The organism is Balneolaceae bacterium, assembly GCA_034521495.1.
GTDB lineage: Bacteria > Bacteroidota > Rhodothermia > Balneolales > Balneolaceae > Rhodohalobacter.
Window position 1 is genome coordinate 17051 of the sequence record JAXHMK010000008.1, and the last position, 12891, is coordinate 29941.

The window sequence follows — 12891 nt, forward strand, 5'->3', positions numbered from 1 at the left end:
CTAAAGTTAACTCCTCGTTACAATAAAGGAAGTATTCATCTTGTTCTGAAAGACTTCGGAAGTCTCATCTACATGACACGTTATTGTTGACACAACAATAGGAATGAATACAATGTTTGATGCAAAAACGATCTATAACCCCCACCAGGAAAATACCATCCAATTTTCTGCAGAATCGGCATATTGTGAAACTAATTCACGATTAATTTCAGGTACCTGTTGCTCCATCTCCGACTGCTTTTGTTCAAACTGTTCCAGGTTTATGTTGTTAAAGTTTCCTTCGCTGGCAGTTTCGGCTATTTCGTCGATGTTATAAGAAAACAGTTCCATGCCCAGTGCGCTATAAAATGATTGCTGGACAAATCGATATTCCTGCAAAGAGAAATCGTGCTCATTCAGGGCTTCCACCTGTATCTGTTTAGCATCAGAATAGAGATCAATAATATCCCCCCAGGCATTCATAATATCGGTAATGCCGGGTTCCTGGTTTTGGTTCTGAAGTTCCTGTTCAAGTTCTTCGTATTTCTGTTGAAATTCATTCAGACGATCCTCAACTCCACTTTGTATCTGTTTTTGAACGGATACAAAACGTTTGACCTGTTCTTCAGTCATGGCATTATCTGCGGGAGCTTCGTACGCAGACTGATCCTGTATCTGGTTGTTTGTCTGGTGAATTTCCTTCAATGAATTTACACTGCCCACCACCGGTTTATAGATATAATTGTAGGTTAAAAGGCCTCCGCCGATGAGCAGTACCAATCCAACTCCCAAACATCCAAGTGCAATTTTCTTTCCCATAGTAGTTTTTTATGATTTATAATAAATGCGTAATGTCCCCGAAAAACCTATCAGTGACTCAAGTGATAATAGCTAAATCAACCGGCCATTGCCAACATCCGGTCCAAAATTCCTTCGAGCTTTTCAGCTAAATATTTTATCTCTTTTTTCGTGTTGTGCTTTCCAAAACTGATGCGAATACTCGAATTACAACGCTCCTGGCTCAATCCAATGCCGCTTAAAACGTGCGAAGGTTCCGTGGCTCCAGAGGTACAGGCCGATCCGTTGGATACGCAAATTCCCTCAATATCCAGGTTCAGGAGTAACATTTCTCCATCCAGTCCTTTTTGATCCGGGGATAAAAATGCAACATTCAGCACATGCGGGGCACCACCGGTTTTCGGTCCGTTGATATAAAACCGTTCGCCAAATCTTTCTTCAAGCTGTTGAATGGCAAACTCGCGGAGGGAAAGAAAGTGGCTTGCATTTTCTTCGAGCTCATCCAATGCAATTTCCATCGCTTTGGAAAGTCCCACAATTCCCGGCACATTCGAAGTACCCCCTCGTCGTTCCCTTTCCTGTGAACCGCCTTGTAGCCAGGGCTCCCATGGAGCGCCATTTTTCACATAAAGCACGCCAACACCTTTCGGACCATAAATTTTGTGCGCGCTGATACTCAGTGCATCCATTCCAAGTTCTTTCACATCCACCGGAATTTTTCCAATGCTTTGAACGGTATCGGAATGGAATGGAACACCCTTTTCACGGCACACCGCGGCAATCTCTTTGATAGGGTTGATGGAGCCAATTTCGTTATTCACGTGCATCAAGCTAACGATTGCAGTTTTATCAGAAATGGCTTCAGAAACTTGTTCCGCCGTGATAATCCCTGTCTCGCTCGGCTTTAGATATTTGACACTCACATCTTCATTTTCAAGAGCTTCCACCGGATGCAGAACCGCGTGATGTTCAATCGGGGAGGTGATAATCTCTTTCTTGCCTGTTCCGGCAATCATACCTTTTATGGCGGCATTATCACTTTCCGTTCCGCCACTGGTGAAGATAATTTCCGATGGTTCTGCGTTGAGCATCTTTGCAATATTTTCCCGGGCATCTTCAATCGCTACTTTGGAAGTGCGTCCCAACTGGTGAGCAGAGTTCGCATTCCCATAATTTTCTTTCAGAAAAGGCATCATCGCTTCCAATACCCGGTCTTCAATTGGGGTTGTAGCAGCGTGATCAAAATAGATAGAGTCCATTTCCTTGATTTTTGGCATTAATATCAATCCGAAAAATATCCAAAATGAACTTCAAATACAGGTGCAAATACTCTTCACCTGTCGATTGGTTTTTTCGATTGGCGAATCACAGTTTCCTACACCATGTATTCGGCACCCAAACTGGTACAAGTTTGCAACTTGGACCACTACGAATTTGCCAAAGTGGATTTGGCAGCCGAGGGAGTTTAAAAAGCGCACAAAAAACTTTCTTTTAGAGTATTTAAACCTGTATTTTTCATTAAATTAAATACGAAATTAAACAAATACCAGAATGGCTAAACTAACACTAAACGATGTGGACCTGAAGGGCAAAACGGTCCTCATGAGAGTTGATTTTAATGTACCCATTAAAGATGGAGAGATCTCTGATGATAACCGAATTGTGCAAGCGCTGAAATCGATCAATTTTGTGGTTGATGCGGGTGCAAAATTGATTTTAACAAGTCACCTTGGACGACCGGGCGGCTCACCTGATCCTGAATTTAGTTTAAAACCCGTGGCAGATCACCTCGCAACATTGGTAGATGTACCTGTGCATTTTGCGACAGATTGTATTGGTGATGTCCGCAGAGAAGTTGTTGACAATGCAAGTGAAGGTGAAATTGTTCTCCTCGAAAATGTGCGATTCCATGCCGGTGAAAAAGCAAATGATTCTGAATTTACCAAACAGCTTGCTGAAGGTGCGGATCTTTTTGTGAATGATGCGTTTGGCAGCAGTCACCGTGCGCATGCTTCTGTTGCCGGTGTTACGGAATACTTGCAGCCATCCGTTTCCGGATTCTTGCTTGAGAAGGAGATTAAATATCTTGAAGAGAGTGTGGAAAAACCGGAACGACCGTTTGTAGCCATTCTTGGAGGAGCCAAAGTTTCTGATAAAATTGGGGTGATTGAAAACCTGCTTGGCAAAGTAGACAGCATCTTAATCGGCGGCGGAATGACCTACACTTTTTACAAAGCGAAAGGCCTGCCAATTGGAAATTCTTTGGTTGAAGAAGACAAAGTAGATCTGGCGAAAGAGCTGCTCGAAAAAGCTGAAGCAACCGGAGCTAATGTCATGCTTCCGATCGATTCAGTTGTAGCCAAAGATTTCAACAACGATGCCGAGTATAAAGTAGTCGGTGAAGATGGAATTGAAGACGGCTGGATGGCCCTCGATATCGGTCCCGAAACGGCGATTGCATTTGGAAATACCATCAAACAAGCAAAAACGATTGTTTGGAACGGCCCGATGGGCGTGTTCGAAATGTCGAACTTTGCCGATGGTACAATTGAGGTTGCCAAAGCTCTTGCCGCAGCTACAAAAGACGGAGCGATATCCATCATTGGCGGTGGAGATTCAGCCTCGGCAATCCGCATGGCCGGACTTGAGGATGAAGTTTCTCACGTATCAACCGGTGGTGGTGCAAGCCTCGAATACCTTGAAGGGAAGGAGTTGCCGGGTGTGGCTTATTTGACGGATAAGTGATTTTTGTGAGTGGGTGATAGGGTGATGGGGAGAGTGGGTGAATTACTCCCCAATCGTCCATTGATCGGCCGATTGAACCATGTTGACAATCATTCCAAGAACATGTTCATATTTTTGGTTTAGTTCTACGCAGGTTTCTGAAGTGATATAATTGCAGTCCCGGGCAAAATCAAGCCAGGTTTGAGTTTCGGCTGCTTCTCCTTCCGAATCCGACAATTTTGCGATAAATGCTTTTTTATATCTTCTTTTTCTGAAGGCTTCTGCAAGATTAGCAGCCACTGACCTTGAACTTTTTCGAATTTGAGAAGTGAGAGCGTACTGTTTTTCTTTCGGAAATGCTTTAGATATTTTAAAAATCTCCATCGCTTAATTGTATGAAAGCTGATAGATCAAATTTTAAAACAACTAAAACAATAATCAACGAGCAGATAGCGTATAAATCCATTTGATTTGCTTACCATATCGCTTGTACTGGTTTATAGAGCAAATTCTTCAGGATGGATAGCGATGGCAGGAAATTCACGGAGAATCTTTTTGTCAAATGTTACTAATGGCACATTTAAATCGTCAGCTAATGCTACAAATTCACAATCATATGCCGAACATGAAGAATCTGCAACAAGACTCATAACCTGTGTTGAGTTTACTTCGAATTCATTGGCATCCATTAGCTGTTCGGCTTCTTCTGTTGCCTGCAAGACCACCGAGAATTCTAAAATTTCCTTCCGGAGATATATCGATAATACATTTCTAAATTCAGATCGCCAGAGAAGAGGGGCAATCCAATCATCATCTTTCTTAAGTACCTTATAAACCCATTCATCCATATCGTTGGGTACCCACATGCCGGCAATCACATTCGTATCGACCACAATCATGGACGCCCTTGATCAATGGTTTGTTGAATTTCATCCATAGAGAGTGTGCCTTTCGCTTTTTGTTTAAGTTTTTTGGCACGGGTTATAACCTGATCAGGATCCCGGCGATTACTTTGGACTAACTTTTTCAAATAGACAATCACTTCACTGTTAATACTTCGGTGATGTAGTTCGGCCTGTTTTTTAATTTTTGCATACACTTCATCGGGGATGTCCCGGATTGTAATATTTGTAGCCATGACGAATGAATTTAATTTAGTTACAAAATAAAACTATAAAAAAAAGGCGATTATTACAACTAAAGAGGCATAACGACCTGCGGTTTAACCGGCTTGGCCTTATTGACAGGTAATGTAGTTAGAACTGGGAATTACTTTTAGCCAACAAATTTTGAACTGGCAAACAGCGGCCAATTCCGCGTTGAAACCGTTTTTAGGCATTTTTTTCTTAAGTTATTGCCCCAATAATTTCTCAAAAGTACTGGAATGACAAAGAAGAAACTACCTAATTGGAAAACTTTCAAGGAAATCGGATTTATTTATACAGAGCAAGAACAAGATTATTTACATGCTATCTACACTAATCTTAATGATGAAACATGGAACCACTTCGTTCAACTTTATGGCTCTGAAAAAAGGTTTGTAGAAGCATTTAGTAGGTTTGCATATTGGTTTGTCAAATATCAAAATGATCTGAATCAACCATTTAATCCTGTAGAATGGTTTAAGCACCAACATGATTTAGCAACCAAACTAAAAGAGGCTGTTGAAAAATCAGAGTTAGAAGTAGGGCTACAAATAATTTCAGATTTCAAAGAGAAATATGAAAATAAGGTAGTCTTTAACCTTTGGCGAAATGAGGACTATTATAAAATCATATCCAGAGATCTCTGTGAAATACTTGGAGATTTCGAAAAAAGCTGGGAGTTTCAAAAAACCAGAAAGCGAAATCATGGTTTGCGTGAAACTTGGAGATATTTAAAGCAAATTTCTCCCAAACCATTAAGTGCAAATATCATCATTGCAAGCTTTGGTAAAAACTATTTGGGACTTACTGATTATGGAATAAAAAATCTTACTTCCGTTGAAGTGTGTTGTTAATGAAATCCTTCAGAATTATTTTGAAGAACATGGTAATAACCCTATATATCAATTGGTAAACAAGTATAGAAAACCTATTCTGAATGGCGATAAATTTGATGATTTAAAAAAATATTTTTCTCTTAATGAAGAGTTTGAAGATTGGAAAACTACAACATTAGAGTACTGTATAAATAATGAATCGAGTAAAGGGAATTGAAAACAGGATTTCCTCTTTTTTCTGAACCTTGGTTTAAAAATTTTGATCTATACGTTTCATCAGAGAATGACTACTTTCCCAATATACTCCATAAAGCTTTATCTAATTTTTTTGAAGACATGTTTAGAAAAGCGGAAAATGAGGTTAGATGTTAAACGAAAGGAATCCCCATGAATCTGCGATGAAGGTAGGAGTTAACGAAACTGCAGTTATATTAATGGAAAAAGAGTTTTTCAAGCTTTAAAATCGTTCAACATGCCACCCCGAAATGGCTAAATGGTCAGCATTTCGATATATATTTTCCAAATGAAAGAATTGCTATCGAGTACCATGGGAAGCAACATTTTGAACCTGTAGAATTTTTTGGCGGTGAAAAGAGCTTTAAAGAGCAAAAAGAGAGGGACTTAAGGAAAGCCAAATTATCGAAAGAAAATAACTGCAAGTTGATCGTTGTTAGGAAAGGATATGATTTTGATAAAGTTAAAAAAAAATTAGCACCTATATTCAATCTTAAAAATTGCCGTGATTATCAGCTTTTTGAATAAGCTCGGCTCCGATTTTTAGTTGCTCACTTCTTTCCTGATTAAATAATCTAAGTTTTGATTTTAAATCAATTTGTTCCTCGTTGATTACGGGGCAATTTTCATCAATAAGGACAACCCAATAAACAAAAACCTTCATGTATATTGTTGGTTCATTTTTCAAGCCTTCATAATGAAAACAACACAACGCAAGTAGCTGATCATTAATTGTATCGTCAAAGTCATCTAAAATACCGTCAGGATCTTTGTCTGCATGTTTAAAAAAGTAGAAATCTTGATTAAATATTTTAAAAATTTCTTTTTGTGTTCATCAGAAATGTTTCGTATATATAGAAGCTCGAATCTCCTTTAATCTCAGTTAAGTCACGTAATACTCTAAATGCAGCAGAACCAATTGTATGGACTACAATAGGATCATATCCAAAAAAGTGAAGCTCAATGGCACTATCGATATGTCTTCTTGCAGATTCAATCTTTGTTATTGCTTTCATAATTCAAGTATTGAGGAAATGCCTAACATACAATTCCACGACAAATCACTTGCCGCATTTCATGTCGTAGAATATTCCATTTATGGTTTACTCGCAAAAACGATTTTTTTCAGTGAGGAAAGCATTCAGATGAAAGCCAGATCCATAATCATATAAAGTTTGGAGATTCTGAATCAAGTTCAGAATGACCTTTCTGCTGCCTTTGATTGATCTCAAAACCTAACCCTCGCCTGAATCCCAAAATCACTCCTTCGATCTCCCTGAATCTCATTTAATCCGCTGCTGATGGTTCGACGATCTTCATAGATGGTGGTGGAAAGCTTCATCCAGAGTTCAAGCCAATCGGTCGGTTCGTAATTGAATAGAATGTACATCCGTTGGCCCTGATCGAAAGCATGGTGTTTGACAGCACGTAGAGCAGATCGTTTTCGAATTGATACACGCGTGAATCGTATCCTTCGGTTTCGAACATGGTGACCCTGGCGTCAATCTGAAATCGGTCGCTTACGTAGTACCGGATATCCTGGAAAACGAGATATCCCCAACTGGTATCGCTGTTGGGTGGGGTTGCTTTTGCGAGGTCAAAACGGGTTCGCAGCCGTACGTTTGGATGAACTCGGTATTCGGCCTGGTAGCGAATCGAGCTTCGAATATCATCATCAAGAAGGCTGATTTCCCGGCCGAATTCATCTGTGGAATCGTATTCCTCTTCTCTTGTTTTGGAGCGGAAAAGCAGGTACATGTTCAAATCTGGATTGGGTTCATATTCTATCATCCCGAGCCAGTCGAACCCGGACGTAGGCTGACTTTGCAAAAATCTCGCACCGGGAAATCGGAACTGATCGAAATAACCAGTGAGTTGAATTTGTTCGGTCAGTTCATGTTCAATTCCAATATAAAATCCCTCCTCGTTTCCCGGAGTGCCGGATTGCTCCCCGAAACCGGCGCCGAAAATGGATTGTAGCTGTTTATCATAATATCGGTAGGAGAGGGCAAGATTGGTTCGGTTTCCGACTTCAAAATCGGCCCCGGAAAGGAGTCCGTAACCGCCATTATCGGTATAGGCAAATTCTCCGAACAGGATGACATTTTGAATTAAGAACCGGTAGTCGGCAGAATATCCTGAAAGCTCTTTGCCGGAGAAATCAAACACCTGGTAGGGTTGATTTCCTGCTTCAACGGTCATATCAAACCGATTGTGGTAGGCAGTAAGTCCAAGAAAGCCAAATGGGACACGGGCCCGGATTCGTCCGCCAAAGGTTTCCTGCCCAAGATTATTTCGGCGGCCCACCTCATTTTGTGTTCGGTGATAGCCGGTTTCTGTCGGAAAGTTTACCACGTTCTCTTCAATGAGACTGGCCGTTCGATTGCGGTTGGAGTAAAAACCACTCACTTGAATCTGATCGCCATACGTAGCCGCAATACCGCGAAAACCAATCGCTTCCTGGGCAGAGGTGAATGGGCGAATTCCCCGCTCATTTTTTGATACGCCGTTGGTCACATCGCGTCCTTTGCCAAAAGCTCCGCCACTCCAAAGTAAGCAAGCCCTGACCAAAGGAAATACTGTAGTCGCCAATCACCAAATCCTGCAAATTCCCAACATCATTCACGCCGATGTGCCAGGATGTATAATCAAAATCGGTGGGACCGGAAAGTGGTTCACCGGGATCTTTATCCTGGGTAATATTCAACGAGAGATGGTTGCTGGTATATCGAAATCGCTGGTAGTATTTTGCCGGGCTGCCCAGGTATCCGCCCATCGAATCGGGGCGGGCGTATCCTTCCTGCTCCTGGAGTGTTCGTTGATATCGGGTGAAGCCCTCAAAACGCCCGTTATTCGTCCAGTAATTTGGGTTTAGATAAAGATCCCGGCTCAATTCCATTCCGGTTCCAACAGTGATGTAGGGACGAATTCGGCTGAGAGTTGCCGGTCCGATTCCGGGTACATTGGTGAGATCATCAACGGTAGAAAAGGGTACCTGATTGGATCGATATTGAACAATTCCCTGAGCGAGACGGAAATTCAATCCCGGAATCTGCATCAAATCATCTACAGACGCCCGATTGATGTTAATTGGGTTATTGGCAAGGCTCTCAAGGAACTCAACCAGTTCTTCGAGGTCCAGGTCAGATTCTTCGGGATCGATCTCTTCAATCGCTTCTTCAAGATCGCGTTCTATTTGCGTTCGAACGGTGTCAGCTTCCTGGGCAAAGGATTCAAGTGGAAGAAGAGTACCGAGAAGAAACAAGAGGCAGAATAATAAACTTGCCAGAAGATCTTCCCTTGAAAATAGTTTGCGTTGTGTCTGTTGTGCCCATCAAAATAATAGTTTTTAACGACATAAAAAATGTCGAGTCCTTGCCAACGTTGCGAATGATCTTATTACTCAATCACTCCTGAGAATATAAATTATGAACTTCCTAAAACCTGAAGCTTTTAAAAAGAAGAAATAGCGAGTTGATGAGCATTTACACAAAAACTCACCAACTCAATAACTCACAAACTAATCAACTCACCAACTCACAAACTATCCAACTCATCAATCAAAAAATAAATGCTCTAAATTATTATGTTGCCGGATTCATAGCAGGCTCAGGTGCCTCTTCCTCATCCAGTTCTTCTTCTGTTTTTCGTCGCCAATAGTTGGCAAGAGTCGAACCTGAAATATTCATCCAGGGGCCAAAAATTGCCGGCGCAAGACCAACGGTTGCCAGTCGGCCCATCTCTTGGGCAAGCCCGGAGGCCATTCCGCCATTTTGCATTCCTACTTCAAATGCAATGGTACGGCATGATTTTTCATCCATACCAACAAGACGGCATCCCCAATATCCAAACAGGTATCCAAGAGCATTGTGAATCACAGCTGCAAGAATCAGCAGAAGACCGATTGAAACCAGTGAGTCGCGACCAGCCGCGGTAATTACAGCAATAATAAAGGCAATCCCAGCCATGGATACGACCGGCATAATATCATCCAGCCATTTGATTTTTCCATGCAGAAAGTGATTAAACAACAATCCAAGCACAATTGGTAGAATAATCATATTCAGGATGCTGATCATCATTCCATAGGTATCAATCGGCACAAACTGACCGGCCAGGAGCTGCATCAAATAGGGAGTAGCCAATGGTGATAACATGGTTGAAACGGCCGTGAGCGTAATAGACAATGCAAGATCTGCTTTTGCGATAAAGGCCATTACATTTGAGGCCACACCGCCGGGACAGGAACCAATCAATACAACTCCGGCAGCAACTTCGGCCGGAAAACCAAAACTCAAGGCGAGGCTTATTCCAACAACCGGCATGATGGTGTATTGGCAAATGATACCTACACCCACACCTTTTGGTTTTTTGAATACGCCTTTAAAATCCTGCATGCTCAATTGAGTTCCCATCCCAAACATAATGAGCTGGATAAGCGGAACAATCAGGTTGCTAAGGTCATAACCTCCCCAGGATGTCATGTATTGCGGATAAAACATAGAGAATGTTACGGCCGCAAATATCCAGAGGGAGAAGGCGAAGGATTTAAAGAGGGTCTCTGTGCCTCTCACTCCTATTGCCAGTGAGATAAACATACCGGTTGTGAACACAGCCATTAATGGGGAACTGCTGTCCACAAACAGCATGACGATCATACCGATGAAGCAAATCAGACTCAGCCAAAGAAGTGATTTCAAAACAGATTTCATACTAACTCCAGGTTCTGTCCCATGTTCGGATTTCGTTCCATTCCGGTGTTGGCTCGAAATAATCGGCATCTTCAATCAGGTGTTCGCGAACGGCTTCTTCGTTGATCTCAACACCAAGACCCGGTTTTTCGGGAACGGGTGTGTATCCATCCTGGAAAATCGTGCTCTTGTCCTCCTGGATGAGATCATACCAGTTTGGCGTATCTACGGAGTGATGTTCAAGCGCGACAAAATTTTCGGTTGCGGCCGCCGCATGAACACTTGCCATAAATCCAAAAGGAGATCCTGCGTAGTGCAGCATCATGGCAATACCGTTTTGCATGGCATAATCGCCAATTCGTTTGGTTTCCAGGATTCCGCCGGCAGAGCCGAGATCGGGGTGAATCATATCCACCGCTTGTTTATCGATCAATTCTCTGAAGCCATCGAGCAGGTAGATATCTTCGCCGGTCATGGTGGGAGTGGTTGTTGATTCAGAAATCTCTTTCCATTCATCTACATACTGCCAGGCGATAAGATCCTCAACATAAGCAAGCGTGTAAGGCTCAGTTGCACGGGCAATTTTGATCGCTTCATTCTTATCGAAATGTCCCCAGTGATCGGTTCCCATTGGAATTTCGTATCCAATTGTGTCACGCATTACACGCAAATATTCCATCATTCGTTCGAGGCCTTTTTCTGTAACCTGGACTCTCGTAAACGGGTGATCAATCTGTCCGTAATCACCCTGTTCACCGGAATATTGAGACCGCAATTCGCGCTGTCCCTTCGGACCGTACTCCCGGGTATTGGCCAGCGATCCCTCTTCATCATCCACCAGGCCAATTCCCATATCCATCTTTAAAAAAGTGTAGCCCATATCCACACGCTCCTGCATTCGCCGGGCGTATTCGTGCGGATCATCTGAAGTGGTTGTATCACAGTAGAGGCGCACTTTGTCGCGATATTTTCCACCCAATAGTTGATAAACCGGAACTCCATATGCTTTCCCGGTCAGATCCCAAAGAGCGGTTTCCACACCGGAAACTCCGCCACCCTGGCGTCCATGTCCTCCAAATTGTTTGATGATTTTGAAGACCTTCTCAACATTGCATGGATTTTCACCCAAAAGCCTGCTTTTCAGAAACAGAGCGTATTCTTTCGCACCACCATCCCTAACTTCACCATATCCCGAAATTCCCTGGTTGGTGTCAATTCGAATCAGCGGCACCCGAAATGGAATTCCATCAATTTCTGCAATTCGCAGGTCGGTAATTTCAAGGTCGGAGGGGCTTGAGTTCCTGTTTACATTTTGTGCGAGATGACTGATTTGATCTTCAAAAGGGAGAGCAAACATGCCAAATAATCCGAGTCCACCGGCACCGGCTTTTTTGATGAAATTGCGTCTGTCAACTTTGTTAGGCTGGACACCCCTCCCTCCGACATCCGTCGGAGTACTCCCCTCAAGGGGAGATCTACTTGTGCCATTGCTTTTTTTATTGCTCATAATCTATTCCTCCTAAATTTCTTCGGTTTCAATGATGCGGTCGATGGTTGATTCGCCAATTCCGTACTCTTCGTGAAGCATTGTCCGATTTTCTTCAAGCCAGTTTAAAAAGTCTTGACGGATCGATTCAGTCCAGTCCGTATCCATCTGGCCGGCCGTATACGTTCCTTCCTGGACTCGTTGGTGAGCAAAAATATCGGTAAGACGAATCACGTCAGATTCATTCACAACTTTTTCAGCAAGATGAGCGGGAATAAATATAACTCCGGTCTCTTTAGCCAGAACTACATCGCCGGGCAGTACGGTCGCCTCACCAATCATGATGGGCGTATTCAATCCCATCAGCATCATCTCCTGGAGGAATGAAGGATCCCACTCGCGGACAAAAGCATTAAACCCATCTATAGCTGAAAGTCCTTCACGGTCTCGCGATGATCCGTCAAATACAACGCCATTGCCGGAATTGGCGTAGATTGTATTTCCGAGCCGGTCGCCGATCAGCGTTCCGTCTTTAATTTTTCCAAATCCATCGGCAACATATACATCTCCCTGGACCAACACATCAATTGGCCAGGTATTCATCGGGCCGGAGCGACCGTCTTCCATTCCTTGAGCAATAATGGTTTCCTCGAGTGCGGGCCGGCTCGGCATATATTGAGCGGTTACAGCGCGACCGACCACAGCTTCCCCGGGATTCAAAATTTCCCAGTCTCCGCCCGTAAATTGATTGTGGTATCCAAATCCCCGGATGATGCCCCAGGCTTCCTCAATCGAAACATGTTCCATTCGTTCAAGAACATCATCAGCAACTTTAGGTCTGCCGTCCTCAAACCGTTCACCTTCCCATTGGGGGGTGAGCCAGATCATTTTTTCTTTTGAAATGGTTTGAGCTTCGGCAGGTATGTAAGTCGCAAATATCAGAGCAGATAAAAATAGTAGTGAGATCAGTTTTTTCATGTTAAACGATATGGTTGGAT

General features: G+C 42.8%; 14 protein-coding genes. 2 read left to right on the forward strand and 12 right to left on the reverse strand.

Annotated features, from left to right (window positions below; translation table 11 throughout):
• Positions 1–132: 132 nt before the first annotated feature.
• Both U5K72_04550 and U5K72_04555 read right to left on the reverse strand, forming a co-directional pair.
• The gene (locus U5K72_04550) at positions 133–798 is read right to left on the reverse strand and encodes a hypothetical protein (protein ID MDZ7718077.1); all 666 of its coding nucleotides are present in this window, start codon (positions 796–798) and stop codon (positions 133–135) included.
• A 77-nt stretch (positions 799–875) separates the two neighbouring features.
• Positions 876–2036, reverse strand: coding sequence for a cysteine desulfurase family protein (locus U5K72_04555; protein ID MDZ7718078.1), 1161 nt, complete (start codon positions 2034–2036; stop codon positions 876–878).
• Positions 2037–2328: 292 nt separating this feature from the next.
• Between U5K72_04555 and U5K72_04560 the strand changes: the two genes are divergently transcribed.
• Complete coding sequence (locus U5K72_04560; protein ID MDZ7718079.1) at positions 2329–3522, forward strand: phosphoglycerate kinase; 1194 nt, start codon at positions 2329–2331, stop codon at positions 3520–3522.
• Positions 3523–3564: 42 nt separating this feature from the next.
• Here the strand turns inward: U5K72_04560 and U5K72_04565 are convergent, their stop codons facing one another.
• The 3 genes from U5K72_04565 to U5K72_04575 all read right to left on the reverse strand — a co-directional run bounded on the left by U5K72_04565 (position 3565) and on the right by U5K72_04575 (position 4639).
• Positions 3565–3885 (reverse strand): four helix bundle protein, encoded by a 321-nt coding sequence (locus tag U5K72_04565; protein MDZ7718080.1) that lies wholly within the window; start codon positions 3883–3885, stop codon positions 3565–3567.
• Positions 3886–3998: 113 nt separating this feature from the next.
• Positions 3999–4400 carry a type II toxin-antitoxin system VapC family toxin gene (locus U5K72_04570; GenBank protein MDZ7718081.1) on the reverse strand — a complete coding sequence of 134 codons (402 nt, stop codon included), beginning with the start codon at positions 4398–4400 and terminating at the stop codon, positions 3999–4001.
• Positions 4397–4639, reverse strand: coding sequence for an Arc family DNA-binding protein (locus tag U5K72_04575; GenBank protein MDZ7718082.1), 243 nt, complete (start codon positions 4637–4639; stop codon positions 4397–4399). The genes U5K72_04570 and U5K72_04575 overlap by 4 nt, the downstream gene beginning before the upstream one ends.
• 246 nt (positions 4640–4885) lie before the next feature.
• Here U5K72_04575 and U5K72_04580 point away from each other — a divergent pair, with 246 nt between their 5' ends.
• Complete coding sequence (locus U5K72_04580; protein MDZ7718083.1) at positions 4886–5500, forward strand: hypothetical protein; 615 nt, start codon at positions 4886–4888, stop codon at positions 5498–5500.
• A 709-nt stretch (positions 5501–6209) separates the two neighbouring features.
• On the opposite strand, the gene U5K72_04585 is transcribed toward U5K72_04580, so the two are convergent.
• The 7 genes from U5K72_04585 to U5K72_04615 all read right to left on the reverse strand — a co-directional run bounded on the left by U5K72_04585 (position 6210) and on the right by U5K72_04615 (position 12871).
• Positions 6210–6380, reverse strand: coding sequence for a hypothetical protein (locus U5K72_04585; GenBank protein MDZ7718084.1), 171 nt, complete (start codon positions 6378–6380; stop codon positions 6210–6212).
• Positions 6381–6528: 148 nt separating this feature from the next.
• Positions 6529–6732 (reverse strand): hypothetical protein, encoded by a 204-nt coding sequence (locus tag U5K72_04590; GenBank protein MDZ7718085.1) that lies wholly within the window; start codon positions 6730–6732, stop codon positions 6529–6531.
• 322 nt (positions 6733–7054) lie between these two features.
• Complete coding sequence (locus tag U5K72_04595) at positions 7055–8233, reverse strand: hypothetical protein (GenBank protein MDZ7718086.1); 1179 nt, start codon at positions 8231–8233, stop codon at positions 7055–7057.
• Positions 8208–8981 carry a helix-hairpin-helix domain-containing protein gene (locus U5K72_04600; protein ID MDZ7718087.1) on the reverse strand — a complete coding sequence of 258 codons (774 nt, stop codon included), beginning with the start codon at positions 8979–8981 and terminating at the stop codon, positions 8208–8210. The genes U5K72_04595 and U5K72_04600 overlap by 26 nt, the downstream gene beginning before the upstream one ends.
• Before the next feature lie 319 nt (positions 8982–9300).
• A complete protein-coding gene (locus U5K72_04605) occupies positions 9301–10428 on the reverse strand; it encodes a bile acid:sodium symporter family protein (GenBank protein ID MDZ7718088.1) in 1128 nt (375 codons plus the stop codon).
• A 1-nt stretch (position 10429) separates the two neighbouring features.
• Complete coding sequence (locus U5K72_04610; protein ID MDZ7718089.1) at positions 10430–11914, reverse strand: mandelate racemase/muconate lactonizing enzyme family protein; 1485 nt, start codon at positions 11912–11914, stop codon at positions 10430–10432.
• Between the two features lie 12 nt (positions 11915–11926).
• On the reverse strand, positions 11927–12871 hold the full coding sequence (locus tag U5K72_04615) for a hypothetical protein (GenBank protein ID MDZ7718090.1): 945 nt from the start codon (positions 12869–12871) through the stop codon (positions 11927–11929).
• Between the last annotated feature and the right edge of the window lie 20 nt (positions 12872–12891).